The 26,075-nt window shown below is 46.2% G+C and carries 23 protein-coding genes; 13 read left to right on the top strand and 10 right to left on the bottom strand.

Annotated elements, in window-relative coordinates; all coding sequences use genetic code 11:
- Positions 1-13: 13 nt before the first annotated feature.
- Positions 14-1,642, top strand: coding sequence for an ABC transporter ATP-binding protein (locus FIV04_RS18985; RefSeq protein ID WP_152470106.1), 1,629 nt, complete (start codon positions 14-16; stop codon positions 1,640-1,642).
- A gap of 170 nt (positions 1,643-1,812) precedes the next feature.
- Here FIV04_RS18985 and FIV04_RS18980 read toward each other — a convergent pair whose 3' ends face one another.
- Both FIV04_RS18980 and FIV04_RS18975 read right to left on the bottom strand, forming a co-directional pair.
- Entirely contained in the window at positions 1,813-3,861 is a 2,049-nt protein-coding gene (locus tag FIV04_RS18980; RefSeq protein WP_152470105.1) for a prolyl oligopeptidase family protein, read from the bottom strand.
- 117 nt (positions 3,862-3,978) lie between these two features.
- Positions 3,979-4,887 carry a LysR family transcriptional regulator gene (locus tag FIV04_RS18975; RefSeq protein ID WP_032553566.1) on the bottom strand — a complete coding sequence of 303 codons (909 nt, stop codon included), beginning with the start codon at positions 4,885-4,887 and terminating at the stop codon, positions 3,979-3,981.
- A 183-nt stretch (positions 4,888-5,070) separates the two neighbouring features.
- Between FIV04_RS18975 and FIV04_RS18970 the strand changes: the two genes are divergently transcribed.
- On the top strand, positions 5,071-6,765 hold the full coding sequence (locus tag FIV04_RS18970; RefSeq protein ID WP_152470104.1) for an L-lactate permease: 1,695 nt from the start codon (positions 5,071-5,073) through the stop codon (positions 6,763-6,765).
- A gap of 238 nt (positions 6,766-7,003) precedes the next feature.
- A complete protein-coding gene (gene lldD / locus FIV04_RS18965) occupies positions 7,004-8,146 on the top strand; it encodes an FMN-dependent L-lactate dehydrogenase LldD (protein ID WP_150868387.1) in 1,143 nt (380 codons plus the stop codon).
- A gap of 90 nt (positions 8,147-8,236) precedes the next feature.
- On the opposite strand, the gene FIV04_RS18960 is transcribed toward lldD, so the two are convergent.
- Entirely contained in the window at positions 8,237-8,485 is a 249-nt protein-coding gene (locus FIV04_RS18960; protein ID WP_152470103.1) for a hypothetical protein, read from the bottom strand.
- 23 nt (positions 8,486-8,508) lie between these two features.
- Positions 8,509-9,378: a GyrI-like domain-containing protein gene (locus tag FIV04_RS18955; RefSeq protein WP_152470102.1), complete on the bottom strand. Its 870-nt coding sequence runs from the start codon at positions 9,376-9,378 to the stop codon at positions 8,509-8,511.
- Between the two features lie 116 nt (positions 9,379-9,494).
- Between FIV04_RS18955 and FIV04_RS18950 the strand changes: the two genes are divergently transcribed.
- The 5 genes from FIV04_RS18950 to FIV04_RS18930 all read left to right on the top strand — a co-directional run bounded on the left by FIV04_RS18950 (position 9,495) and on the right by FIV04_RS18930 (position 13,244).
- Positions 9,495-10,646, top strand: a complete 1,152-nt coding sequence (locus FIV04_RS18950) for a PLP-dependent aminotransferase family protein (RefSeq protein WP_152470101.1) — start codon at positions 9,495-9,497, stop codon at positions 10,644-10,646.
- Positions 10,647-10,751: 105 nt separating this feature from the next.
- Positions 10,752-11,009 (top strand): DUF2999 family protein, encoded by a 258-nt coding sequence (locus tag FIV04_RS18945; protein ID WP_032553574.1) that lies wholly within the window; start codon positions 10,752-10,754, stop codon positions 11,007-11,009.
- A gap of 291 nt (positions 11,010-11,300) precedes the next feature.
- Positions 11,301-12,284 (top strand): rhodanese-related sulfurtransferase, encoded by a 984-nt coding sequence (locus FIV04_RS18940; protein ID WP_150868379.1) that lies wholly within the window; start codon positions 11,301-11,303, stop codon positions 12,282-12,284.
- A 133-nt stretch (positions 12,285-12,417) separates the two neighbouring features.
- Positions 12,418-12,681 (top strand): YdcH family protein, encoded by a 264-nt coding sequence (locus FIV04_RS18935; protein ID WP_032553577.1) that lies wholly within the window; start codon positions 12,418-12,420, stop codon positions 12,679-12,681.
- Between the two features lie 92 nt (positions 12,682-12,773).
- Entirely contained in the window at positions 12,774-13,244 is a 471-nt protein-coding gene (locus FIV04_RS18930) for an N-acetyltransferase (protein ID WP_152470100.1), read from the top strand.
- A gap of 40 nt (positions 13,245-13,284) precedes the next feature.
- Here the strand turns inward: FIV04_RS18930 and FIV04_RS18925 are convergent, their stop codons facing one another.
- On the bottom strand, positions 13,285-16,212 hold the full coding sequence (locus FIV04_RS18925) for an alkaline phosphatase family protein (RefSeq protein ID WP_152470099.1): 2,928 nt from the start codon (positions 16,210-16,212) through the stop codon (positions 13,285-13,287).
- 281 nt (positions 16,213-16,493) lie between these two features.
- Between FIV04_RS18925 and FIV04_RS18920 the strand changes: the two genes are divergently transcribed.
- Entirely contained in the window at positions 16,494-17,651 is a 1,158-nt protein-coding gene (locus FIV04_RS18920; RefSeq protein WP_150868805.1) for a GGDEF domain-containing protein, read from the top strand.
- Here the strand turns inward: FIV04_RS18920 and FIV04_RS18915 are convergent.
- The gene (locus FIV04_RS18915; protein ID WP_150868374.1) at positions 17,648-17,929 is read right to left on the bottom strand and encodes a hypothetical protein; all 282 of its coding nucleotides are present in this window, start codon (positions 17,927-17,929) and stop codon (positions 17,648-17,650) included. The two genes, FIV04_RS18920 and FIV04_RS18915, sit on opposite strands and share 4 nt — an antisense overlap.
- 256 nt (positions 17,930-18,185) lie before the next feature.
- On the opposite strand from FIV04_RS18915, the gene FIV04_RS18910 reads away from it, so the two are divergent.
- Positions 18,186-19,031, top strand: coding sequence for a pirin family protein (locus tag FIV04_RS18910; RefSeq protein ID WP_152470098.1), 846 nt, complete (start codon positions 18,186-18,188; stop codon positions 19,029-19,031).
- A gap of 135 nt (positions 19,032-19,166) precedes the next feature.
- Here FIV04_RS18910 and FIV04_RS18905 read toward each other — a convergent pair whose 3' ends face one another.
- Complete coding sequence (locus FIV04_RS18905) at positions 19,167-19,448, bottom strand: pyrimidine/purine nucleoside phosphorylase (RefSeq protein ID WP_032553586.1); 282 nt, start codon at positions 19,446-19,448, stop codon at positions 19,167-19,169.
- A gap of 326 nt (positions 19,449-19,774) precedes the next feature.
- On the opposite strand from FIV04_RS18905, the gene FIV04_RS18900 reads away from it, so the two are divergent.
- Entirely contained in the window at positions 19,775-20,239 is a 465-nt protein-coding gene (locus FIV04_RS18900; RefSeq protein ID WP_152470097.1) for a DUF2850 domain-containing protein, read from the top strand.
- A 371-nt stretch (positions 20,240-20,610) separates the two neighbouring features.
- On the top strand, positions 20,611-23,151 hold the full coding sequence (locus FIV04_RS18895) for a glycosyl hydrolase family 18 protein (RefSeq protein WP_152470096.1): 2,541 nt from the start codon (positions 20,611-20,613) through the stop codon (positions 23,149-23,151).
- 123 nt (positions 23,152-23,274) lie between these two features.
- Here the strand turns inward: FIV04_RS18895 and FIV04_RS18890 are convergent, their stop codons facing one another.
- The 3 genes from FIV04_RS18890 to FIV04_RS18880 all read right to left on the bottom strand — a co-directional run bounded on the left by FIV04_RS18890 (position 23,275) and on the right by FIV04_RS18880 (position 25,081).
- On the bottom strand, positions 23,275-24,120 hold the full coding sequence (locus FIV04_RS18890; protein ID WP_150868364.1) for an alpha/beta hydrolase: 846 nt from the start codon (positions 24,118-24,120) through the stop codon (positions 23,275-23,277).
- A 126-nt stretch (positions 24,121-24,246) separates the two neighbouring features.
- Positions 24,247-24,858, bottom strand: coding sequence for a TetR/AcrR family transcriptional regulator (locus FIV04_RS18885; RefSeq protein ID WP_150868362.1), 612 nt, complete (start codon positions 24,856-24,858; stop codon positions 24,247-24,249).
- Positions 24,836-25,081, bottom strand: a complete 246-nt coding sequence (locus FIV04_RS18880) for a hypothetical protein (protein ID WP_152470095.1) — start codon at positions 25,079-25,081, stop codon at positions 24,836-24,838. The genes FIV04_RS18885 and FIV04_RS18880 overlap by 23 nt, the downstream gene beginning before the upstream one ends.
- Here FIV04_RS18880 and FIV04_RS18875 point away from each other — a divergent pair.
- Positions 25,054-26,010 (top strand): AEC family transporter, encoded by a 957-nt coding sequence (locus FIV04_RS18875; protein WP_152470094.1) that lies wholly within the window; start codon positions 25,054-25,056, stop codon positions 26,008-26,010. The genes FIV04_RS18880 and FIV04_RS18875 overlap by 28 nt on opposite strands.
- The last annotated feature ends 65 nt before the right edge of the window (positions 26,011-26,075 follow it).

Raw genomic sequence — 26,075 nt, 5'->3', positions numbered from 1 at the left:
ATAAGGACGTATCATGTCAGACAAAGCCATCCTTAAGGTCAATAACCTTTCCGTGAGTTTTAAAACCAATGATGGAATCATTGATGCGGTAAAGGGCATTAACTTCACGCTCAACCCAAGCGAAACCCTCGCAATTGTGGGTGAGTCCGGTTCTGGTAAATCCGTATCCTCTAATGCTCTCATGAGCCTCTTACCTGATAACGCTATCATCCACCCAGAGTCGTACATCGAGTTTGAAGGCGAATCGATTCTCGATAAATCTGAGCGTGAGATGCAAGCGGTACGTGGTGATCGTATCGGCATGATTTTCCAAGAGCCGATGACGTCGCTAAACCCTTACCTACGTGTCGGCATTCAAGTGGCTGAAGCCATCATGTGTCACCGCAACGTATCAAAAGCGCAAGCCAAAGAACGTGTTTTGGAGCTATTTGATCTGGTGCACCTACCGAATCCAAGCCAAGCCTACACTAAATACCCACACGAATTTTCAGGCGGTCAACTGCAACGTATCATGATCGCGATGGCGCTGATTAATGAGCCAGACATTCTTATCGCCGATGAGCCGACAACCGCACTAGATGTAACGGTACAGGCCGAAGTGCTGTCTCTTATCAAAGAGATCCAAGCCAAGATGGGTATGGCGATCCTGTTCATTACCCACGATTTAGGTGTAGTAAAACACTTCGCTGATCGCGTATTAGTAATGTGTAAGGGTGAATTGGTCGAAGAAGGCGAGACTGTCCCGCTGTTTGAAGCACCAAGACACGAATACACTCGCATGCTGATCAACTCAGTACCAAAAGGTTCAAAAACACCGATTGAAGAGTCAGCGCCACAACTACTGGAAGCGGACGATATTCGCGTTAAGTTCCTCGTTAAGCCGCACTTTATTAAAAGCCGTTGCCAATACTTTGAGGCTGTGAAAGGCATCTCGCTTAAGCTTAAGCAGGGTGAAACCTTAGGTATTGTTGGTGAGTCAGGTTCAGGTAAGTCGACCTTGGGTCGTGCTCTAATCGGTCTTCTACCATCTACTGGCCGTATTGTTTACAAAGGCCAAGACGTGAGTCTGTTAACGGATAAAGAGCGCCACAACCTTAAGAAAGATGTGCAGATGGTGTTCCAAGACCCATATGGCTCGTTATCACCACGTATGACGGTCGGTGAGATCATCACTGAGGGATTGACTGTTCACCAGCCTCATCTGACTAAGAAAGAGCGTTTGGAACGTGCACGTAAAGCACTACTTGAAGTTCGCTTAGAACCGAGTTCAATCAACCGTTATCCACATGAATTCTCGGGCGGACAACGTCAACGTATCGCGATTGCACGAGCGCTTATCCTTGAGCCTTCGTTCATCTTGTTGGATGAGCCAACGTCGGCACTTGACCGTTCAGTACAGCTAACCGTGATTGATCTTCTGAAAGACATTCAAGCCAAACACAATATTGGCTTCTTGTTCATCAGTCATGACTTGTCGGTGGTAAAAGCCCTATCCGATCGCGTATTAGTGATGCAGAAAGGTGAAGTAATGGAGCAAGGTACAGCGGAAGACATTTTCCAAAATCCACAGCATGAATACACGCAGAAACTCATCGATGCATCGTTCGATCTTGATGAAAAACCAAAAAAAGATGCTGCGTAAGTGGAACTAATTCACATTAACAACGTCATATAAATACATTCTGAAAATTTGCATTAATGGATTGCTACAGAGTGGATATAGCAAATTGGTTTGGCCGCCAAAAATGAAAAAAGTCGCACGGATGCGACTTTTTTTGTACCTCTTTTTTACACCAAAAGAATGAGCGATGGCTAAACGCTCAACTCCTTAATCCCCATATTCCACAGAGTAAAGGCATAAGTATCTGCCGATAGATCAATCGCTTTGTTGAGCGGCATACCTGCGCCGTGGCCCGCATTCACATCAATGCGAATCATCACGGGTTGCTCACCTTGGTGTTTAAGCTGCAGCTCAGAGATAAACTTGTAGGAGTGCGCAGGGACAACACGATCATCGTGGTCCGCCGTTGTCACCAATGTAGCCGGGTAAGATTGCCCCTCTTTAACATTATGAACCGGTGAATATCCCAGTAGGTACTCAAACATATCTTTGCTTTGCTCAGACGTGCCGTAGTCATAAGCCCAGCCCTCACCTGAAGTAAAGGTGTGGTAGCGCAGCATATCTAGTACACCAACTGCAGGCAGAGCCACTTGGAACAACTCAGGGCGCTGTGTCATACAAGCTCCAACTAACAAGCCACCGTTAGAGCCGCCTCGAATCGCTAATTTGCTGGAACTCGTGTAGTTGTTCTCAATCAAGAACTCAGCCGCTGCAATGAAATCATCAAACACGTTCTGTTTCTGCTGCTGTGTGCCAGCATTGTGCCACGCTTTACCATATTCACCGCCACCACGCAGGTTAGGCACAGCATAGATACCACCAAGCTCTAGCCAGCTCGCGACATTGCCAGAGAACGAAGGAGGGAGACAGACATTAAAGCCGCCATAGCCATACAAAATCGTTGGTGCAGAGCCATCGAGCTTAGTCCCCTTTTTGTAAGAGATAAGCATCGGCACTCGTGTGCCATCTTTTGAGCTGTAGAACACTTGCTCTGACTGGTACTGTTCACTCTCAAACGGCGCTTGCGATTTTTCAAACACTTTAGATTCGCCCGTCTCTACATCAAACGAGAAGATGGTTGGCGGCGTCACATAGTTGGTAAAGGTGTAGTAAAGCTCTTTTTGCTCTCGCTCACCACCGAGTCCACTTGCCGCTCCTTGCGCTGGCAATTCGATATCACGCACCTTGTTACCTTGGTAATCAAACTGCTCATACTTCGACAGCACATCCACCATGTAGTGTGCCAACAAGTAACCGCCACCGGTTGTGATATCCAGCGGTTGCTCTCGCTCCGGGATAATATCATTCCATTGCTGAGTCTCAGTATCTAGGCTCACCACACGACCGTTTGGCGCATCAAGGTTGGTGTATAGAATGAATTGGCTACCCTGGTTATCAATCAAATGGGTATCACTGTCGACGTGATCGACCACTGTGTGGATTGATTGCGACTCGCTACGTAAATCGATGTAGAACATACGATTACCCGATGTCGACTCTTGAGCCAAAATGATCAGGTAGTTGTCGTCTTCTGTGGTGTATCCATGGACGTAACGATGCGCTTGTTCTGGTTTGGCACCAAATACCACCTTATCGCTGCTCTGAGGCGTTCCTAGCTCGTGATAATAGAGCTTATGCTGCTCAGTTCGCGCAGAAAGGTGGCTACCATCGGGTTTGTCGTAGCTAGAGTAATAAAAGCCCTCATTACCAAGCCAAGATACGCCTGTGAACTTTGCATCAACAATTTCTGGCTCTAACTGCTGCTTGGTTTCTACATCAATTACAAAAATCTTGCGCCAGTCACTGCCGCCTTCAGAGATGCTATAAGCCACCAAGCTATAATCTTTGGAAAATGACACTGAGCCTAATGAAGTAGTGCCGTCTTGCGAGAATGTGTTTGGATCTAAGAAAACTTCTGGCTCGCTGCCATCCTTGCTGCGATAAAGAATGCTATGGTTTTGTAACCCATCATTCTTATAGAAGTAGGTATACTCGCCGCGTACAAAAGGTTGAGAACTCTTCTTGTAGTCCTGTGCCTTAGCAATACGCTCACGCAGTGCATCTCGAAAAGGGATATCAGACAGATAACCAAAGGTAAGAGCATTTTGCGACTCTACCCAAGCAGCCGTTTCTTCACTGGTATCACCCTCCAACCAGCGATAAGGATCCTTTACTTGCGTACCAAAGTAGTCGTCAGAGACGCTCTGCTGCTTTGTATGTGGGTAGGCGTTGTTGTTCATTCTTCCCTCTTCCTTAGATTTCAAATGATAATAATTCGCAAATAAGATGACGAATTGAAGCGGCTAAATCAAGTAACCAATTGCACCAAAACGTAACCTCAACTAAAGACCAACTGATTAAAAGTAGTGCGAAATTGCCAAATAGCGGGCACGAATATGCTCAATCAACATCTTGATCTTATTCGGAGGTTGACGGGTAAAAGGGTAAACCGCGTAGATGCCCAGTTTTTTACCAACGATATCTGGGAACAAATCCACCAACTGGCCATTTCGGATATCGTGATACACCAAACAGCGCGGCACGTAGGCAATGCCGTGCCCACCCAGCGCAGCCTTTCTCAAAGCCGTCGCGTTGTCGGTGGAGAACGAGCCTGAAACGCGCACTATGTACTTGTTATCACCTTGTCCTTCTCGAATGAACTGCCACTCACTTGCGCCGGTTGTTTGGTAGGCGTATTGCAAGCAGTTGTGTTTGACTAAATCAGTCGGGATGAGTGGTTTACCATTGCGAGCAATATAAGAGGGCGAAGCACATACTACCCATTGCGAGTCTAGAATATGGCGCGCAATCAAGCTTGAATCTTCCAGATATCCGGTACGAATCACGAGGTCGAAGCCATCATTCACCAGATCAACAAAGCGATTATCGAGTGACATATCGACAGTTAGACCCGGATGCATGTTACAAAACTCCGCCACAGCGTCGGCCAATATCAAATCACCAGAAATACTCGGGACAGACATTTTGATGTGACCGCTGACATTTTCACCAAAGCCTGAAACAGCGTCCATAGCCTCTTGGGTTGCCTGCTTCACATTTTTGGCCCCATGCAAGATCGCCTTGCCCGCCTCAGTCAGCGTTAATTTGCGCGTTGTGCGATATAATAATTGAACACCTATCTCTTCCTCTAAACGAGCGATTCTCTTGCTAACTACCGAATTTGTAAGGTTATTTTGCTCTGCAACCTTACTAAATGAGCCCATTTCTACTACCTGTGAAAACAGGATTAAGTCGTCTGCACGCATGTTATTATGCCAATTTTGGAATTAATTATTTTCATTATTTCCCTATATCTATAAAAAATAAAGGGGTAAATTCACGCCAAATTAACAAACCCATTACAACCACTGCCGTTGTAATAACAAAAAACAATAACGTGTAAGTCACTTCAAACCTAAATGGATTGAGGCAAGGACGAGGAAGTACCCATGAATGAAACTCTATTAGCTCTATTGGCATTTTCGCCAATAGTTATGGCAGCTATCTTGCTGGTTGGCCTAAATTGGCCAGCGAAGAAAGCGATGCCGGTGGCCTTTGGTCTAACCGTACTTATCGCACTATTTGGTTGGGACATGTCGAGCACTCGTGTGTTGGCATCTGTATTCCAAGGTTTTGGTATCACTGTATCGGTTCTCTGGATTGTGTTCGGCGCTATCTTCTTACTTAACACTTTGAAGCACACCGGAGCCATTACAACAATTCGTAACGGATTCACTGACATCTCAGCAGACCGTCGTGTACAAGCCATCATCATCGCTTGGTGTTTCGGTTCTTTCATTGAGGGCGCATCTGGCTTTGGTACTCCAGCAGCTATCGCGGCACCTCTACTGGTTGCTATCGGTTTCCCTGCGCTTGCAGCGGTACTAATGGGTATGATGATCCAATCTACACCAGTATCTTTCGGTGCGGTAGGTACGCCTATCATCGTTGGTGTAAATAAGGGTCTAGATACACATAACATCGGTGAAAGCCTAGCGGCTCATGGCTCAACATGGGACGCTTACCTACAACAAATCACATCAAGCGTTGCGATGATTCACGCAACTGTAGGTGTGATGATTCCTGTACTAATGGCAATGATGCTGACTCGCTTCTTCGGTAAGAACAAGAGCTGGACTGAAGGCCTAGACATTCTACCGTTCGCACTATTTGCAGGTGCAGCATTCACCATCCCTTACGCACTAACAGGCGTGTTCCTAGGTGCTGAGTTCCCATCTCTAATTGGCGGTCTGGTTGGTCTTGCAATTGTTGTTACAGCAGCAAAACGTGGCTTCCTAGTACCAAAATCAAAGTGGGACTTCGAGAGCGAAGACAAGTGGCCAGCTGAATGGCTAGGTTCTCTAAAAATCGACCTTGATGAGAACAAAGGCACACAGAAGATGAGCATGGCTCGCGCTTGGGCTCCATACGTACTACTTGCAGTAACTCTTGTTGCTAGCCGTGTTAGTCCTGAGTTCAAAGGCTTCCTGAAGAGCGTTAGCCTATCGTTCAGCAACATTCTTGGTGAAACTGGCGTGAGCACTGCGATTCAGCCTCTTTATCTACCGGGCGGTATCCTAGTATTCGTTGCTCTGGTTGCTGTTCTGATTCAAGGCCGTAGCGCTGCGCCACTAGCGAAAGCATTCGGTGAATCAAGTAAAACACTGATTGGTGCAGGTTTCGTACTGGTGTTCACTATCCCTATGGTTCGTATCTTCATCAACTCTGGTGTGAATGCAGCTGACCTAGCGAGTATGCCTGTAACAACAGCAAACTTCGCCGCTGACCTTGTAGGCTCTGCTTTCCCTGCATTGAGTGCAACAGTAGGTGCTCTGGGCGCTTTCATCGCGGGTTCAAACACAGTATCGAACATGATGTTTAGCCAATTCCAGTTCGAAGTAGCTCAAACGCTGACTATCTCGAGTGCGGTAGTTGTTGCTCTACAAGCAGTAGGTGCTGCAGCAGGTAACATGATTGCGATTCACAACGTGGTTGCAGCATCAGCAACAGTAGGTCTACTAGGCCGCGAAGGTGCAACACTACGTAAGACAGTTATCCCAACGTTCTACTACCTAGTAATGACAGGCATCATTGGTCTTGTGGTTATCTACGGATTCAACGTGACTGACGCTCTAATGCGTTAAGCTTAAATTCGGCGGTGTTCATATCACCGCCACCCAACTTGGCGTCAGCGTTCATTCCCCGACACCGCGAACGTTTGTACTGGTTACTCGTTGACTACGCACCTTCTGGAAGCCAGCAACCTAGCAATTACTGTGTACGTTGACGCCATTTTATTTCCAAACGCCTGTTCCAACTGGCACCACATTCGACAGAGTAAGCCTTTGAAGAGAGGCGAACCCTAACCTTAGGATAAAGATTATGATTATCTCCGCATCTACAGACTACCGAGCTGCTGCCAAATCTAAGCTACCTCCATTCCTTTTCCATTACATTGATGGTGGTTCTTACGGCGAGCACACTCTGCACCGCAACACAGCAGACCTAGCTGAAATCGCGCTTAAGCAACGTGTTCTTAATGACATGTCGGAACTGAGTTTAGACACTGAACTGTTCGGTGAAAAACTGGCGATGCCTATCGCACTTGCTCCAGTTGGTCTAACAGGTATGTACGCTCGTCGCGGTGAAGTTCAAGCGGCTAAAGCAGCAGACAACAAAGGCATCCCATTTACGATGTCGACAGTATCGGTTTGTCCAATCGAGGAAGTGGCACCTAAGATTGAACGTCCTATGTGGTTCCAACTTTACGTACTTAAAGATCGTGGCTTCATGAAGAACGTTCTAGAGCGCGCAAAAGCGGCAGGCGTAACCACTCTCGTGTTCACTGTAGATATGCCAGTACCAGGCGCTCGCTACCGTGATATGCACTCAGGCATGAGCGGCCCGAACGCAGCTGTACGTCGCATTTTCCAATCAATGCGTCATCCAAGCTGGGCATTCGATGTGGGTGTATTTGGTAAACCACACGACCTTGGAAATATCTCCACTTACCGTGGCACACCAACCAAGCTAGAAGATTACATCGGCTGGTTAGGTGATAACTTTGACCCATCTATCTCGTGGAAGGATCTCGAATGGATTCGTGACTTCTGGGATGGCCCAATGGTGATCAAAGGTATCCTTGACGAAGAAGATGCAAAAGACGCAGTTCGCTTTGGTGCCGATGGTATCGTGGTTTCAAACCATGGTGGTCGTCAGCTTGACGGCGTACTTTCAAGTGCAAAAGCCCTACCTGCGATTGCCGATGCAGTAAAAGGTGACACTAAGATTCTGGTCGATTCTGGTATCCGTACTGGTCTTGATGTAGTTCGTATGATGGCACTGGGTGCAGACTGTACTCTACTAGGTCGTTCATTTGTGTACGCACTAGCAGCACAAGGCCAAGCTGGTGTTGAGAACCTTCTTGACCTTTACGACAAAGAAATGCGTGTAGCGATGACGCTAACAGGCGCGAAAACAATAAAAGATCTTACCCGCGATTCACTGGTTAACTTGACCAAGTAAGCGACAATAAGTAAGACGGAAGCCTAAGAAAACATTTGGGCCACCTCTACCTCCGGAGTGTGGCCTTTTTTATACCTGTAACTTGGACGATCACAGTTGTTCAGCGAGATCTGCAAGCGCCTTCGCATCTAACGTTTCTGCCTGAGCACCTTGGGCAATCAAATCAATCACCTTGTAGTCACTCATATCACCAAACTCCGTTTTCAGGTAGTCACGAAACGCCTTCTCATTCGGCCATTTACCACGGACTAAGTAACCCTCATCTGGGTCAAAATCTTCTGTTTCAAAAAATGAAAAGTCGGTGCTGCCGATGTTGTGACAGTAAAGAACAAGATACATCGCGTTTCCTTAACGAATTGAAATTAGTAAAAACTGACAGGAAGATAGAAGTCCAATTCAAAGGCTTCTTCACTGTTGAGAAAGTGGTTTTGATGATAGTGAACGTACGCCGGTGTCGAACGCTGCTTAAAGCCTGAACTTGGCAACCACTGCTCTAGAACCTGACTGATCTGAGGCAACAGTTCACCATAAATACCTGTAAGACGAAACACCGCATGTAAACCACCCGGTATCACCATCTGATTAACGACACTGCGATATTTAATTGGCTCATCAATCGCAATACAGGCAACATAACGACATTGATCCATTTCAACCCACGCAGGGTTCGAGTGATGCAGTCCAAATTGGCGACTAAAATCGCGCTCTTCAGCATTCGCCCACGCCTTTAAGATAAGCCAAGCATTACGTATCGAACGATTGTATCCAGTATGCCTAACGTAAGCCGCCAAACGCGGTGCCACCTCCATAATCTTAGGAGCAGGCAGTTCTCTTTGTGCGACACGATGGTAACCCGCTGCAATCTCAGCATCTTTGAGATAGGGCTTTTCTGCTGTCTGAAGATCGTGCTTTCTCCACTCCCCCGGCGCCATATGAAAGGTCGCCTTAAATGCTCGGCTGAACGACGAGAGCGAGCTAAAACCACACTTGTTGGCTATCTCAGCAACAGAAGAGCTGGTATCAAACATCAATTGATTCGCCGCATACTCCATTCGGGTACGACGGATGTATTGATGAATCGACTCTCCCACCACACTCTTAAAGATTCGGTGAAAATGCTGCTCCGAATAAGCGGCGACTTCCGCCAATTCTTTAGCAGGGAGTTCCTTACTGATGTCTTGGTGAATGTAGAAGAGCACATCATTGATTCTGGATATGTGTTGGCGTGACATTCTCTAAATAGCATAAATGGACATATTTAAGAGCATATATGGACACATCGATTTTTTCAATGCCATGTAATATCACTGGATAAACAAAAAAAGCAGACACAACGAGATAACTACACATGGAAATCGCAAAATCATTACAACAAATCCAGTCTTCCTATATTCGCGAGATTCTTGCCGCCGCGAGCGATAAAAACGTCATCTCGTTGGCCGGCGGTCTGCCAGATGAACAAACATTTCCGATTGAGCTGATGAAGCCAACCCTAGAAAACTTGGCGAACATGCCAGAAGTTTTTCAATACGGTTCAACCGCAGGTTACGGCCCGCTTATCGATCATCTTAGCGATGCTTACCAATTGCCAGAATCACACACTGCGATGATCTGTACAGGCTCACAACAAGGCTTGGATCTGATCGCTCGTGCTTATGTTGATCCGGGTGATACGGTTGTGATGGAAGCACCAAGCTACCTAGGTGCAATGCAAGTATTCGGTTTAGTACAAGCGAACATTGTGACTGTTTCTCAAACTGAGTTCGGACCAAACCTAGACGAGCTCGAAACCTGCTTCAAACAACAAGCACCGAAAATGTTCTACGCGGTACCGGATTTCCATAACCCAACTGGCGTATGTTGGACTCTAGAGAGCCGCCAACAAGTCGCTGCGCTTTGTGAACAATACAACGTCGCTTTCATTGAAGATGCACCTTATCGTGAACTGCGTTTTACGGGTTCTGAGCTGCCACTTGTGTCGTCATTCTGCCCAGATCACTCAATCGTACTGCGTTCATTCTCTAAGATTGCTTCTCCAGGTCTACGTATCGGCGCGGTAACTGGCAAACGCAGCTACCTTGAACCACTTATCAAGGTTAAACAAGGCGCTGACCTGCACTCAAGTGTGCCAATGCAAGCGCTTTTGCTTGGTCTTCTTAAGCACCAAGATTTTGGCCTGCACATGGAGAACATCCGCAACCTATACAAATCTCGCTACGAGGTGCTGTTCTCTGAACTAGAACAGAAGCTGCCTCAAGGTTGTGTATTAAAACCTGTTGATGGTGGCATGTTCATTTGGGTTGAGATTCCAGAGTGCGATACGTTTGAACTGGCTAAGAGCCTACTTGGTAACGGCGTAGCGGTGGTACCAAGCCCTGTGTTCTACCCAGATGCAAATGGTGCCAAAGCGGCATTGCGTCTTAACTTCACTAATGCGAATCCAGATGAACTGCGAGAAGCAGTGTCTCGCTTAGCAGAAGGCTTAGCGGCGATTAGCTAACTTCTAGAAGAGTTGATGACGATTGGGGCAATTGCTGTTTCATCCTAATGGCAGCCAGTGCTAAAATGCCCCCAAATTAACAGTCGCTAGTTTAAAGGTAAGGTAATGAACCCAATTATTGCGCTATTAAAAGAGAACAACATCGGTGATGAGCAGATCAACAGCATTTTCAAGACGTTGACTGAAAACCCGCTAGCTGCAATGGCAACCATTAGCCAGCTTGGCTTGCCTCAAGAGAAGCTACAACTTCTTATGGGTCAAGTAATGCAAAACCCTGCACTTATCAAAGAAGCAGTAGAAGAGCTTGGCCTAGACTTCTCAAAAGTAGAAGCAGCAAAAGAGCAGCTAAACAAGCAAGGCTAATAGAGCTTTCACCCAATACAAAACGCGCCCAACAGGTTATTACGTAACTTATTGGGCGCGTTTTTTGTTGCTGTTATCCACGAAAACGACATGACTTATTTAGGGACAATTCATTCGGCAAACTGAAGAAACATCAAAACCACACGAATTGCAGTGCTATATAGCCCTATCTTTGGTTGGTTTTTGTGCTCGACAAGCTTAGCTATACTCACGCCGAAAACTATTTATAAATCCCTCACTGACAAGTGAGATTGCTCTGGAATTACGCTCCAGCTCGCGAAAGGAAAAATCATGTCTCAATATGTTGTATGCGCACTCTACAAGTTTGTCGCACTGGATGATTATCAAGATATCCGCCAACCACTTACTCAACTGCTTCTCGACAACCAAATCCGTGGCACTCTGCTGCTTGCCCAAGAAGGCATTAACGGCACAGTTGCGGGCTCGCGCGAGTCAATCGATGCGCTGCTTGCTTGGTTCAAGCTTGATGAACGTCTAGCAGATGTTGTCTATAAAGAGTCGTTCAACGAGCAACAGCCGTTCAACCGCACTAAAGTTAAGCTCAAGAAAGAGATCGTGACCATGGGTGTTGAGGGCATTGACCCTCGCCATGTTGTGGGCACATATGTGAAACCAAAAGACTGGAATGAACTGATCTCAGATCCTGATGTAGTACTGGTCGATACTCGTAACGATTACGAAGTCGATATCGGCACCTTCAAAAACGCAGTGAACCCAAACACAGAAACTTTCCGTGAGTTCCCACAATACGTTGAGGACAACCTAGATCCTGCTAAACACAAAAAGGTAGCGATGTTCTGTACCGGTGGTATTCGTTGCGAAAAGTCGACGGCTTACATGAAAGAGCAAGGCTTTGAAGAGGTGTACCATCTTGAAGGCGGCATCCTAAAATACCTTGAGGAAGTGCCTGAAGAAGAGAGCATGTGGGAAGGTGACTGCTACGTGTTTGATGGCCGTGTTGCGGTTAACCACCAGCTAGAAAAGAGTGGCTACGACGTGTGTAACGCGTGTCGCTTACCAATCACTGAAGAAGACAAGCAGTCTGCTGATTTCGAAAAAGGCGTAAGCTGCCCTAAGTGTATCGACAAACACACAGAAGAACAGAAGCAACGCTTTAGAGAGCGTGAAAAGCAGGTACAGCTTTCTGCTGCTCGCGGTGAAACTCACGTCGGTGGTGATGCTGCACAGTTGATCGAACAGAGAAAACAGCAAAAACTTGAAAAGAAAGCTCAACAGCGAGCGAACAATAAATAATTGTTATTTTTGAGATAGATAGGGCACTTTTGGTGCCCTTTTTTATTGCTTTCGAGCTTTGCGTTCAGTGACACATTTCTTTAATGGTTATGCTTCTATACTGGTAAGCAAATACATTAATGAGGACACTAGAATGCTCAATGAAAACCACGCTTTTATCCTAGACTTCCCTGAATTCAAACTCGATATCGTTCAGCTTAACCACGACGACCCGAAGTTCAAAAATAACATGCAGAAATACCACGAACTCGACTACACCATTCGCGAACTTGAAGTTTCTGGTAGCCCAATCGATGACGACAACATGCACAATCTAAAAGTAGAACGCATGGAACTGAAAGACACACTCTACAAGCAGCTATCTCGCCACCATCAGCTTGCTGAAGAATCCAAATAACAAGAAATCGAATTCAAGTCACAGCGACACATAGGTTCGTAACTACATAGATAGATACATAGCTACACAGATACAGGGATGTTCTTTCAACAATGAGACAAGGTGTCGAATCACTTCCATTACACTACTCCCCCATTCTTCCTTCAGAAGCCGAGAAGCAGTTTTCGGTGATAAAAGAGGCGCTTTATTCCCATGTTGAAGCCGTCTTTGGATGGGATGATGAATTTCAGAGGCAGCGGATAAACAATGACTATCAACCAGACTGGTTTTATTGGATACACGACCAAGATGAGCGAGTCGGATTAGTCTGCTACAAACCTTACCAGCAAGCCTATCACGTGCATTTGTTGATCGTGTTCCCTCAGTACCAAAATCGAAAGCTAGGGTATCGAGTAATGAGAGATATCCAAGAGCTCACCATTAAAGAAGAGCGTGAAACCATCACCCTTTCGAGTTTTAGGCGCAATCAGCAAGCGATCGCTTTCTACCAAAGGTTGGGCTATCAGATAACCGATGACAGCGAAGCGGACTTTGTCAGCCTAGCGCTTTGTGTCACCAAGTAGAGACAGTTCTGAAGACCGTCTCAGAAAGCTTTTCAACCGATTACTTTCGAATATCAAGCTTATCGATTAGAGATGGAAAGCCCCAACCATCTTCTCCAGCCACCACCCGCTCACCGGTTAGGTATTCAAACAAGGTCGGTGCCAGTGAGCCATTCGCTTCGATAGTCAGTGGGGTTGAGTTTTCGCCAATTGGCTCTCCCCAGAAGCCAATGAAAGCGTCTTTTTCCAGATAATCTTCACCAGCGTGTCTCCCTGGAACCTTAGTGTTGTAACCAATTCCCTCTTTCGGGAACAGGTTCACGGTACCGGCTCTGTCTTCCAAATAGATATTAGCTAACTGGTTTACTGAGTCAGGCCTTGGCGTAAAGCGAGTCAATTGTGTCCATTCGTTAGCGCTGCACCAAGTCGTAAGTTGAGACTTAACGGCGCGATTCAAACACTTATCAACGAGACGAGAATAAACCGCAAACTCAGAATCCGTAGGTTGAGGAAGGTAAGGGTTAAGTTGCTGAGTATTCAGAAGCTTCGGACGCTGGCCAGATTCTAATGATTCATAGAATAGCTTGTTCCCTTCACGGGTGATCAGCTCATCCAAACGCTGTTTGTCACGATTACCAATCACTCGTACCGAGCAACTATCCGCATTACAAGTGTCCTCGCGCACGACCATATAGTCTAGCGATTCAGGCAGACGTTTCGCTATCTGATCAATGATATCGATACTGGTGCCTTTAGCCGAGGCTAGTGGAGCCCAATCGGTCAGCTCTTGATAAACAGGTTGAACCTTCCAGCCTTGCTGTGAGTTGAAGAAGTCCATCATAAAGTTACCACCAGCGGTAGAAGCGACGACTACATCCACCGCCTTAAGGCTTGGGTAATTAAGGGCGTTAGTGATCTTCGGCCCTTCCCCTTCATCGGACGAAATCTTCTCAACCACGATTGGGTAATCAAGCTCTTGCTGTAAAGCTTCTAGTACCTGTTTCTCAGGGTTCAGTGCGTAGAATACCGGTGTTAAACCGTGGTCTCCGGCCATACCCCAAAGAGTTCGCGAATACACGCCTGCTGCTTTGTAGGTATTCTCAACTTGTGTCAGCCAGTAATCCAAACGGTTAAGTTCACCGGTCGGCATTAAGATCTCATCGCTGAATGGGCCCGTGAAGTGCGCAAAATGATCCGGCCAAGGGTTATAGATCAAGGTGTAATCTGGCATGCCTTGCCCATCTAACTCAGCGTATTGGGATATCGCCTGTTCAACCTGTGCTTTTTTGGCAAGCTTAGTGAAAAGATCAAAGCCTGAAATCCTTTCGTGAGATTGGATATCTTCGATTAACGCTTGGCGCATTTCCGTTAAAGTCAGCTCTACATCCGCACGCTGTTCTAGTTCTTTCAAACAGCGCTTCTCACCGTAGTCACGCAGAGATTCACCAAAACCAAGATTCACTAGGCCATCGTATGTGGTATGTGCATTCCAATCGTATTGAGCGTTACAATTTAATGTTTTTAGGTAGTTAAGGCGGTCAAACATGGTTTGCACCTTATTGTCCGCCATTAACACATCTAACTGCAGCGCATCATTACCAAAGAAATAGTAAGCACGGTCGATGTCTCGATCAACAAAATGAAAGTTCGGCACCCCTGTACCGCCTTCACCTGAGACACGTGCTCCGGTTTTGATGATCGGTAGATTGCGAACACTGATGGTCGGCGTCGATGATACGCCCACTCGACTAATATTGGTTTTATGTTCGCTATATAGCTTCTTAAAGAAAGGCAGGTAGTGTTGGTCTTGATACGCTTGTTCAGTCAGTTGCGCCATAAAGCTCACCTGCTGCACATGCGGCGGTTCAATCACCGGTTCGAGCTTAGGTTTATACTGCTCACGATTTTGATGATGCTGATTCGCAACCGAGATAAACGGCGCACTAGGATCAACCAAGCCCTCAATCAAACCTTGCTGCAAACCATCAACGGTCACTTGTACCGCAAAGCGACGGTTTTGTTGCGAAGAGAGAAACTCAATCAAATCTTGTGGATTGTCGTCGAAGGCTTGCTGCATCCAATCATCGAGCGCTTCGGTTCTCTCATCTTTGAAGACAAACTGGCGATAGGCCTTAAGCAAGTTGAGACGAATAAAATCGATCAGGGTAACTGTCAGCGCTTGCGCCTTGTTGTTTGGCTTATCGGCATTTTCAGGCTTGCCATCTTCAACGATGGTCATCAATGCTGAACGAATGTCGCTTGGCTCCATGCCTTTCGCAGCCTTATCAATCAAACCCACGACTATTGGTTGGATTTTATTGATGATCGCCAGATCTTCTTCACTATCCGTCAAATAGGTATAGCTATCTGGCAAGGTGTCCATGTCTCGCCACACACCGATATCGAATAATGCATCGTAGATCACCACCATATTGGCAATGAACTTATCATCAACTCGAATCCCCTCATGGTGTCCCGTCGCTTCTGTTGAAGTATCAGGATGTTGGTGATTCTCAGAATGTACTTCTTTCTCTGCAGGTGCATCACCAAAGTGGTACAAGCTATGCTCAAACCCCTTTAGCGTAGTTTCGTCGTAAATCGTCGCCAGATACTCTTTGAACACATCTTCATTACCAATGCCCGCGTAGCGGTCGTAATAGCTATAAAGAAAGTACCCCAACGGAATTGAATAAGCAGGATTTGATAACTGAGCAATCACGCGCGCCTTGGTTTTCGCATCCAAAGGAAGCGCCAATATGTAAGCATCTAACGTCACACCAGCGATAGTAAACAGAGCCGCATCACGAGTCAGAGTTGCCGAGTAACTCAAACCAGAAACGACCTGGTTTTTCAAAACTTCACTTGAACTGAAGACACCACCAATCACAGGCGTTTCTGAAAGTTGCGCATGCACACTTCCCGCCACCAAACTAAGTGGTAATGCACTTAGTAATGCCGCTGAACAGTGAGAACGAAAAAGCTTATTCATTGGGTATCCTTTGATTTAGCAATCGATTTATAAAACCGGCGTATTGTTTCATTCCATACTCATTAGTCAACCTTAGTTTGCGACGAGAAAAAATGACAGGCTGTCTGTTATTGAGCAGATTAATACTTAATTGCTGATTTATTTATATGAAACTTAGAGACTAATCACACAATTAGCTGTTATTTGTATCATTTATTGGAGCAATTTAACCTAAGATTAGGACATTGATTTCCACTACGGCACCCAAAATGAACAAGTTGGTCGGAAGACACTTAGAAGAGATGGCCGATATTCGTTCGACTCGAAAACAGAAAATCGTTTACTCCTTCTCGCTTACCTCTGCAGCGTTATTCATTTTCTATACCTGGGCTTATTTTCAAGATGGCTATTACACCCTGTCCGTCTTTGAAATGATGTTCGCCGTTATTGCCGTTATTAACGCCATCTACATAAAAAAGGTCCAAGAGCCGCACTATTGTGAGATCTTGCTGAGCTGTGTATTGCTGGTTCAAGGTGTGGTGCTGTTTCTCTATAGCGGAACCATCCCAGAGCGAATGCTTTGGCTCTATCCGATTTTGGCCGCAGTGATCTTTATTAACGAGTTTCGCATGGGGTTAATTCTCAGCGTCACCTTCTTACTGTTTCTTAGTGGCTTAATGGCGCTGATACCTCATAAGTTCGCACTACCGTTTAACAGCACTCACCGATTTTCACTTAGTTTGGTAACCATGAGTGCCGTATGCCATGTCTCCTCTTATTACTACACCAAGGCCGTTGGTTATATTCAGCGTCTATATCAAGAAGGGATTGAGGACCTCGCTTATCGAGATCAACTCACTGGGCTGGCTAACCGTTGGAGTTTTGAACGTTGGGCAATTGAGAAACTCAACACCGTCAACCCCAACAACAGTGTCACTGCTTTGGTGTTTTTAGATATTGATAACTTCAAGACCATCAATGACAGCTTTGGACATGACGTCGGCGACAGTGTGTTGCAGCATTTCGCCCAGCGCCTGAAAAACAATGTCCGTAACAAAGACAGATCGACTCATAAACACGATTACTCGATTGCCCGTTTCGCTGGCGATGAATTTGTATTGATGCTTTATGATGTAAGAAGCAAGCAGGACTTGGATGGTATTTTGCAGAGAATCAGCGGCCTATTTGAAAACGAGAATTTAACCAATAATCAAGTCGGCAAACTCACTTTGAGTATTGGTGTTGCGATGTACCCGACTGATGCTAAAGATCTTGCTGAATTGACGCGCTGTGCAGACAAAGCAATGTACTTTGCCAAACACTCTGGAAAAAACCGTTTCGCTTATTATCAAGACGACCTGACAACGCCTTTAATTGAAGACATGAAGTGTTTTGAGCCGTGCAAATCCGTAGAGACAATACCAAGTAATGTCACCGCATTACACCAACAATCCAGCTAACCAGCCATATACATAGCCCATAAGCTAACAAGTCCGATAATCACTATCCAAACGACTTGGCGTTGTTTACTCGGGCTCATTTTCTTTGGTTTTAGAACGGGTTTCAAAGCCGCGTTTTTCGCTGATTGAAAGAAGGGTCTATCAAGCTCTTCTTTCTTTTTTCTACGTCGAAATGCCGCGTTTGCCACCTCAGTAAAACGCTGACGTTGGTCAGTGGTGAAGTCGTTCTCAAAACCAACTCGGCCACTTCTATCGTTGTGTTTAGATTGCACAGCCATCGTCGCCTCCTTGGCTAGACTATCCCTTATTGTAAGTATAGTCAGTAATCGCGAATTTTCTGATATTCAAGTGAACGAATATCACATTAGCCCTAGCCTCTAGTGTTTAAAACCCCTTTCAGTTCCTTTGGGTCTTCATGTTGCGGCCCTTTTCACTTGTTCGAATTTTTCAAACAAGCTCTTCAATTTTGCTCTCTGTTTGAAGCAGGGCATCCTGCTTAGACTATGGGTATTGAAACGTTTGGAGACAACAACCATGGAAAATCGACGTATTACCCAAATCATGAATGCTCAGGCAACGTCCGACGGCGATGGTGTGAAGATCCAACGAGCAGCGGGTTTTAACAACGCTAACTTTTCACCTTTCTTAATGATTGATGAACTCAAATCTGACGAGAGTAAAGATTATGTAGGCGGCTTTCCACCTCACCCACACCGCGGCATCGAGACTCTGACTTACATGCTTCAAGGTCACTTCCAACACAAGGACCACATGGGCAATGTTGGTGAGCTTCGCAGTGGCGGTGCTCAGTGGATGGCGGCAGGTCGCGGTGTTATTCACAGTGAAATGCCGATGATGGAAGAGGGTTCACTGCACGGGTTCCAAATTTGGATTAACCAGCCCGCTCGCGACAAAATGAAGCCTGCTCAATACCATGATTTTCAGAGTGACGCAGTGACTGAGTTCCGTAGCCAAGAGGTTGGACTGCTGCGTCTGATTGCCGGAAATACATCAATTGAAGGCGCTCCGTTAGCAGGACCTCTTCAAACCACCGGGGTACCGCTCAATGTTTCAGACTGGCGAGCACAATCAGGACAAGCTCTGACACTCACAACAGAGCGCCATCACAACGCGTTTGTTTATGTTTATAAAGGTTCGGTTGATTTGGGATCACAAGCTTTGGTTGCAGGACAATTGGCGTTATTGAGTAAGGCTGAAATTCTGGCGATAAGCGCGAACGAGGAATCTGGTATACTGATTTTTTCAGGAGAGCCCATTCATGAACCCGTTGTTCACTATGGACCGTTTGTGATGAATAGCATGGAAGAGATAGAACAGACTATCCATGACTTTAACAATGGTGTCTTTGAAACCTATTAAGAATTTTGTCTTCTCGTTGGAAGGCTGCTAAACGTGACGTTATCCACTGCCAAGAATATCGTTCACTGATTCGCCACGCTCACTTAGAGCGTGGCTTTTTTCTTGGTCGTTAAGAGAACTCAGCAACCAATAACGTTACAGGTACTCACAAAGGTAAGCTGTTGCTTCTGCTACCTTAACGTCGAACGAAGAGTCACCCGCCACTTCAAACGAATCACCAGATTTAAACGTCGACCAATCGTCTTCACCAACACGTTTAATCGTTAGCGCACCTTTTACTACTGTCATTCTTTCTGGGGCAGCGGTACCAAACGTAAACTCACCCGCTTGCATCACACCTACACTAACGTCTTCACCTTCTTGTGAAAAACCAAGAGACTTAACGCCACCATCGAAATAGGTATTTTCTTTAATCATTGTACTTCCTTGTCTTTATTCAGAACGGCGTGAGCTTATCAAATGCCTCATCACCAAATTTACGTGCTTGATTGTTTTAACTAATTCACCCGTTTCCTACAAGCAATTAATCGTCATAAGTTAGTGCTTTTGAGTGTTCAATCAACTCGCACCAGTATCGTCTTAGGTAGCAAACTGGTTTTAGCTTGAAGCAAACGGCTGCTAACCCGAAGTGTGAGTTTGCTTCACAATGTCGATCCTGCTTCTAACTTTGACAACTTTGATTGCAAACTGAGTATTCAATAAATAAAATCGTCCTTTGGTAGATGAAGGAAACAGCCATCAAAATGGGACAAAAGGATTCGAAAAGCAGGGACTTATTGACTCAGGCGCTGTTTTATCTGCTTTTATTGGCCGGACTTATCGCAGCCGTCTTTGCCAGTTATACCGCTTATCAAACTCATCAGAAGTTTATCGATCCGAGCAATGTCTACGGCACATGGATTGAGGTAGGTGCGCCCCCTTATGACACCGATGTTCTCTCTCTATCAGAGCAAGGTGTGGTCATGAACCATCGCCTGATCAGTACCAACTTCAAGTTCAATGGCAAAACCATCACCATCAATACCGGATCAGGCGAAACCGTGTATGCGATAAGTGGTACCTTCAATTCACCGCAATTGAAACGTCTAGTACCCGAGATTCCAACACAACAGTTTGTAAAAGAAGGATACGAGCACACGGCTATCCCTCTAAACAGCAGCGCCGTGCAGCAAAGACGCGCATCTTTGGCCGAACAATTCAGCAAATAGGCCATTTTTCCGTTTAGCACTTAGCAATGAGTGGCTTTCAAAAACACCACATCACTTCCATTTTTCAACATAAAAACATGTAACTTCAAAATATTGCATCACGTCGTGTCGTAAAAGCTCACCTATGAGACTTTTCCACTAGCTGCAATAATTTTATAAAACATGGACTCGACCTCTCACCCGCTGCGCAACAACTTTGTAACAAGTTGTGATTTTTTCGTTGTCCATCGAAAACGGATTTATTTTCACTTATGAAATTAAAACTCTCTCGAATACTGAACTCGACGCCCCACCTTAGGGGCTGACATGAAGTAACGACCGATTTAACTGATCGCTAGGTACTTCAACCACATTCAAGGAGTGAGAAAAATATGATTCGTTTAAACACGTGTGCGACCGGTATAGCACTAGCGCTATCAGGCACCGCACTGGCCGCACCTACCGCACCAAGCATTGATATGTATGGTTCCAATAACCTGCAGTTCTCTAAGATTGAACTTGCGATGGAGACAACCTCTGGCTACAACGACATGGTTAAATACCACGACAAAGCCAAGATCGCGGTTAAGTTTAACCAATGGAGTGGCACCTCTGGCGACACTTACAACATCTACTTTGACGGCGTAAAAGTGGCGACGGGCGCGATCACTGGCAGTCAAACCACCGCGTCATTTGAATACGGCCAAGGTGGCTTGTATCAGATGGAAATTGAGGCTTGTGATGCAACAGGGTGTAGCAAAAGTGCACCAGCACAAATCACCATTGCCGATACCGATGGTTCTCACCTTGCTCCACTCGCTATGAACATTGACCCAAACAATAAGACTTACAACACTGATCCTAATACGGTAGTGGGTACTTACTTTGTTGAATGGGGCATTTATGGTCGAGACTATACTGTCGACAACATACCTGCTGATAATCTGACCCACATCCTTTACGGCTTTATCCCAATCTGTGGTCCGAACGAGTCAGTGAAATCTGTCGGCGGCAACAGCTTCAACGCGCTCATGACAGCGTGTAAAGGCGTCAATGATTATGAGGTAGTAATTCACGACCCTTGGGCCGCATTCCAAAAAAGCTTTAACCAAGCGGGCCATGAATACAGCACGCCTATCAAAGGCAACTACGCGATGATGATGGCTCTGAAACAGCGCAATCCAGACTTGAAAATCATCCCTTCTATCGGTGGCTGGACTCTGTCTGATCCTTTCTTTGATTTTACGACCAAAGCCAACCGAGACACTTTCGTCGCTTCTGTTAAAAAATTCTTAAACACCTGGAAGTTCTACGACGGTGTCGATATCGACTGGGAATTCCCAGGTGGTGGCGGTGCTGCCGCTGATTTGGGCGACCCAGTGAACGATGGTCCTGCTTACATTGCTTTAATGGCTGAGCTACGCGCAATGCTAGACGAGCTCGAAGCTGAAACAGGACGTACCTACGAGCTCACATCTGCGATTGGTGTTGGTTACGACAAAATTGAAGACGTGAACTACGGCGAAGCGATTCAGTACATGGATTACATCTTCGCAATGACCTACGACTTCTACGGCGGCTGGAACAACGTGCTAGGTCATCAAACTGCACTCAACTGTGGCAACTTCATGCGTCCTGGCCAATGTGATGGCAGTGGCATCGATGAAAATGGCGAACCGTACAAAGGGCCAGCTTACACCACAGACAATGGTATTCAGTTACTACTGGCTCAAGGCGTTCCTGCGAACAAATTGGTGGTTGGTACAGCGATGTATGGTCGAGGTTGGGAAGGTGTAATTCCATCGACTCTGAGCGATCCGACTGATCCAATGACAGGCGTGGGTAACGGTAAGCTTAAGGGCAGCACTGCACAAGGTGTTTGGGAAGATGGCGTTATCGACTACAAAGGCATTAAAGCCAATATGCTTGGGGCAAACAATCAAGGCATTAATGGCTTTGAGTACGGCTACGACGAGCAAGCGGAAGCACCTTACGTCTGGAACCGTACCTCAGGTAAGCTGATCACCTTTGATGACGACCGCTCTGTGAAAGCGAAAGGGGCTTATGTGCGTAGCCTTGGCTTAGCTGGTCTTTTCTCTTGGGAGATTGATGCAGACAATGGCGATATCTTAAATGCGATGCACGAAGGTTTAGCCGGTGGTACGACAGACCCAGTTAACCGCAAACCAACCGCATCGGCAGGTGCAGACCAATCAGTTGAAGGCCCAGCTTCTGTTTCTCTAGATGGCAGCGCTTCAAAAGATAGCGATGGCACCATTGCGAGTTACGCTTGGTCTCAAGTGAGCGGTACAGCAGTAACACTGACTAACGCTAATGCCGCTGTTGCAAGCTTCGATGTTGCTGAAGTGGCGCAACAAGAGACGCTCACCTTTAGCCTTACTGTAACGGACAACGAAGGCGCAACTTCGACAGACACTGTGGTTGTGACGGTAACACCGAAGAACACTGGTCCAGTGAACACAGCTCCGGTCGCTGCTATCTCTGCACCGGCTGAAGTCAATGCTGGCGATGTTGTGGTCGTGGATGCATCGGGTTCAACCGATGCGGACAACGATACATTGAGCTTCACTTGGGATGTACCCGCAGAGCTTAACGCAACGGTTCAAGGTGCCTCTGTCAGTTTCGTTGCCGCTGAGTACACTCAAAACACACTACTGAACTTCTCTGTTACAGTCAGTGATGGGAGCGAAACCTCTATGGCTTCAGCGTCGGTGAAGGTTCTTAAGAAAACAACGGGCGGCGGCACATGTAGCAATGCTTGGGATGCAAACACCATCTACAATGGTGGCGACCAAGTAACTCAAGGCAATACACTTTGGGAAGCAAAATGGTGGACGAAAGGAGACGATCCTTCACAATCTGGTCAATGGGGTGTTTGGAAAGAGATTGGCCCAGCAAGCTGTGCTAACTAAGATCATTTAAAACCCAAATTCAGCTAAAACCTAGGCTCAATTAAAACCCAAGCCTAATTAAAACCAAAGGCCAATCTCATCGCAGATTGGCCTTCTTCACAACATTTATCTAGAGCGACGCGATTAAATCAATGCGTCGAAGCTTTCAAAGACTTGTGGACACTTCATCACTCGACCATGCCCTTGACCTTGCGTGGTTACCAAAGTCACTCGCTCCATCTCGTTTGCAGCGCGTTCAGAGACAGAGTACTTGGTGAACTTATCTTTTTCATCATGCACGATAATCGTATTCGATTGGCGAAGTGCCAGTTTACCGTAAGGGTCAACCGATTGGATTGGGTAGTTAAACTGCTCTTCAACTTCACCCACCACCGCTTCAAACAACTTCATGGAGTAACCTGAACGAGCCACGCTGCCGAACAAGTTGTCTAAATAATCCAGTACTGGTGCTATCAGAAGCAGTGGTTTGTTCTCAAGCTTCGCATGTTTACACTCTAGAGCCGAAGCGGTACCCATACTGTGTCCAACCAAACCGGCAACGTCTTCGACAGTATCTAGAATCGCTTCCAAGCCGTTCACAAATGCAGGAATGTGACCATAAACACCATCACTACCGCCGTGAGCGGGGTGATCGTAAGCAAGCGCGGTAAAACCTTTGGCCGCAATGTGTTCCATTAGAGGGTAGAACTGACTCGCAGTACCCGACCAACCATGCGTCAGTACCCAAACTGGGCCACTACCAAGTGTATAGGTTTTCAGCACACCGTCGCGGGTTGCAACTTCACCTTTAATCAAACCTTGTGGCTCACTATTTTTCGGCTCTGAACGCACAGGCGTTAGCAGCAGCTTACGCGCGGTTTTCTTGGCGTGGCTTGGCGCAAGAATGTAGTGCAAGTTAGTTGTCGCACCAATCAGGCTGCGTTTAATGCTGAATTTTGTTGAGGTATTGAAATAAATTTTGTCACTCATGACCGTTCCTTTTGTCCACTCTATAGTGAGTTGGCCTATTAGCTCAGCCGAAAAAGAACGACCGTGCTTTTTGTTATTCTAAAAAATGGCACCCATACATTGGGAGCCAGTTTGTCTGTATTCTTTTTAACGACTTACCGTAACGATTTCGCGCTTCCAACTCGCGATTAAGCGCTCTACTCCACTCCAAAAGTGGCTATGGCTCGCCTCCTGACCATGCAGCGAGTAAAATAAATTTGCGCTTAAGTACAAGCCATACAACTCAAAGATCGCCTGTTTCGGTTCTAAGTCAGCTCGAAATTGCTGGTTATCGATAGCTTTGGTTATCTGAATCGTCAGGTAGTCAATCCAGACTGCGATGGTTTTCTGCAACGCTTGTTGGATAACCGACTTGTCACTGCCTACATCTTTCCATGCATCGATAAACATACAACTGCCTTGAAAGGAGTGATTCCAGCCAAGCCAGTTGTCGAGTAATTGTTTAAGTTTCGCCTCAATATCGCCATCACCCAGTTCACGAGCGGGCATGATGACGCGTTCTGTGAACACTTGATTCGAGTATTCAAGTACCGCTAACTGCATGTTCTCTTTAGAATTGAAATGAGCAAAAAGACCACTTTTCGACATGCCGCATTGCTTCGCCAGCTCGCCAATGGTCAGACTTTCCAAACCATTCTCGCTCGCTAGGGCAAATGCATGACTTAATATATGCTCTTTAGTAATTTTTCCTTTGCTCATCATTCATCACATCAAATTGAGACTTGTTATTTTTAGCACGTTCGTTCTTTTTTGCAATTATTATTTGGTTCTGCTCAAAATTTAATTTCTGTGTCACTTCGATTTGTGGAAAAATGCAACAGTACTCAATGCGTTTAAATTCATCGTCGCTTAACGCTGCATTTGCTCTTTTTCCACCTCCTGCAAGGACTGCACATGACTTCTCTTTGGCAACAATTTGCATTTTCCGCCTCGATCACTGGGCCTATCTGTCTGATGTTGGTGCTCGGCGTCATGCTCAAGCGCATTGGATTGATCAATGAGAACTTTATCGACGTCGCTTCAAAAGTGGTTTTTCAGGTCACCCTACCTGCAATGTTGTTCTTAAGTATCGTTCAGTCTGATCATGACTTCGCTGCCAGCGGCAAGTTGGTGGTATTCGGAGTCCTCGCTAACTTCCTATTCTTCCTATTTACTACGCTGTCGACTCGCTTAGCTTTTTCGGAGCCAAAAGATCAAGGTGTGATCGTGCAAGGGGGCTTTAGAGCAAACACCGCCATCATAGGTTTAGCCTATGTGGCAAATATCTACGGTAACGACGGCGTCGCACTGGCTGCGATTTATGTCGCCTCTTTAACTGTGCTCTACAACATTCAAGCTGTAGTTGCCCTAACGCCAAAAGGCCAAGAGTCCGGTCAACAAGCGGTACAAGTTATCGTGAAAACCCTGACCAAGAACCCTTTGATCATCGCCATCGCACTCGGAGTCGTGTTCTATGCGTTATCGATTCCCGTCCCTAAAATGGTGTCTGATGCCGGTCAGTACTTTGCCAATATGACGCTGCCACTGGCGCTTTTATGTACTGGTGGGTCGTTAGATATCGGCTCTCTAAAGAAAGACCAAGCCTCAACTTGGTTTGCCACCAGCTATAAATTGGTGCTTGCGCCACTCACCATTACCCTCGCGGCGCTATTTTTTGGCTTTAAAGAGCAAGATCTCGGGCTGATCTTCCTGATGAGCGCAGCCCCAACCGCCGCCGCTAGCTATGTGATGGCGCGAGCAATGGGAGGAAATTCAACCTTGGCTGCCAATATCATTGCACTGACAACAGTGATGTCACTAATCACTTGCACCTTGGGTATATTCACCTTGAAAGCAACTGGATTAATATAGCTGCGAGTCGCTTCAAATAAACAGGTTTTGACTGGGTAAAAACCACACTTTCTTTTGATTTAAAG

This window comes from Vibrio sp. THAF190c, assembly GCF_009363355.1.
GTDB lineage: Bacteria > Pseudomonadota > Gammaproteobacteria > Enterobacterales > Vibrionaceae > Vibrio > Vibrio fortis_A.
The sequence above is the reverse complement of the archived record's forward strand: the minus strand, read 5'-3'. Positions and strand labels throughout refer to the sequence as shown.

What these genes read in the sequence shown, in the direction of transcription:
- FIV04_RS18985 (WP_152470106.1), top strand. Translation starts at nt 14, where the DNA reads ATGTCAGACAAAGCCATCCTTAAGGTCAATAACCTTTCCGTGAGTTTT.
- FIV04_RS18980 (WP_152470105.1), bottom strand. Translation starts at nt 3,861, where the DNA reads ATGAACAACAACGCCTACCCACATACAAAGCAGCAGAGCGTCTCTGAC.
- FIV04_RS18975 (WP_032553566.1), bottom strand. Translation starts at nt 4,887, where the DNA reads ATGCGTGCAGACGACTTAATCCTGTTTTCACAGGTAGTAGAAATGGGC.
- FIV04_RS18970 (WP_152470104.1), top strand. Translation starts at nt 5,071, where the DNA reads ATGAATGAAACTCTATTAGCTCTATTGGCATTTTCGCCAATAGTTATG.
- lldD (WP_150868387.1), top strand. Translation starts at nt 7,004, where the DNA reads ATGATTATCTCCGCATCTACAGACTACCGAGCTGCTGCCAAATCTAAG.
- FIV04_RS18960 (WP_152470103.1), bottom strand. Translation starts at nt 8,485, where the DNA reads ATGTATCTTGTTCTTTACTGTCACAACATCGGCAGCACCGACTTTTCA.
- FIV04_RS18955 (WP_152470102.1), bottom strand. Translation starts at nt 9,378, where the DNA reads ATGTCACGCCAACACATATCCAGAATCAATGATGTGCTCTTCTACATT.
- FIV04_RS18950 (WP_152470101.1), top strand. Translation starts at nt 9,495, where the DNA reads ATGGAAATCGCAAAATCATTACAACAAATCCAGTCTTCCTATATTCGC.
- FIV04_RS18945 (WP_032553574.1), top strand. Translation starts at nt 10,752, where the DNA reads ATGAACCCAATTATTGCGCTATTAAAAGAGAACAACATCGGTGATGAG.
- FIV04_RS18940 (WP_150868379.1), top strand. Translation starts at nt 11,301, where the DNA reads ATGTCTCAATATGTTGTATGCGCACTCTACAAGTTTGTCGCACTGGAT.
- FIV04_RS18935 (WP_032553577.1), top strand. Translation starts at nt 12,418, where the DNA reads ATGCTCAATGAAAACCACGCTTTTATCCTAGACTTCCCTGAATTCAAA.
- FIV04_RS18930 (WP_152470100.1), top strand. Translation starts at nt 12,774, where the DNA reads ATGAGACAAGGTGTCGAATCACTTCCATTACACTACTCCCCCATTCTT.
- FIV04_RS18925 (WP_152470099.1), bottom strand. Translation starts at nt 16,212, where the DNA reads ATGAATAAGCTTTTTCGTTCTCACTGTTCAGCGGCATTACTAAGTGCA.
- FIV04_RS18920 (WP_150868805.1), top strand. Translation starts at nt 16,494, where the DNA reads ATGGCCGATATTCGTTCGACTCGAAAACAGAAAATCGTTTACTCCTTC.
- FIV04_RS18915 (WP_150868374.1), bottom strand. Translation starts at nt 17,929, where the DNA reads ATGGCTGTGCAATCTAAACACAACGATAGAAGTGGCCGAGTTGGTTTT.
- FIV04_RS18910 (WP_152470098.1), top strand. Translation starts at nt 18,186, where the DNA reads ATGGAAAATCGACGTATTACCCAAATCATGAATGCTCAGGCAACGTCC.
- FIV04_RS18905 (WP_032553586.1), bottom strand. Translation starts at nt 19,448, where the DNA reads ATGATTAAAGAAAATACCTATTTCGATGGTGGCGTTAAGTCTCTTGGT.
- FIV04_RS18900 (WP_152470097.1), top strand. Translation starts at nt 19,775, where the DNA reads ATGGGACAAAAGGATTCGAAAAGCAGGGACTTATTGACTCAGGCGCTG.
- FIV04_RS18895 (WP_152470096.1), top strand. Translation starts at nt 20,611, where the DNA reads ATGATTCGTTTAAACACGTGTGCGACCGGTATAGCACTAGCGCTATCA.
- FIV04_RS18890 (WP_150868364.1), bottom strand. Translation starts at nt 24,120, where the DNA reads ATGAGTGACAAAATTTATTTCAATACCTCAACAAAATTCAGCATTAAA.
- FIV04_RS18885 (WP_150868362.1), bottom strand. Translation starts at nt 24,858, where the DNA reads ATGAGCAAAGGAAAAATTACTAAAGAGCATATATTAAGTCATGCATTT.
- FIV04_RS18875 (WP_152470094.1), top strand. Translation starts at nt 25,054, where the DNA reads ATGACTTCTCTTTGGCAACAATTTGCATTTTCCGCCTCGATCACTGGG.
- FIV04_RS18880 (WP_152470095.1), bottom strand. Translation starts at nt 25,081, where the DNA reads ATGCAAATTGTTGCCAAAGAGAAGTCATGTGCAGTCCTTGCAGGAGGT.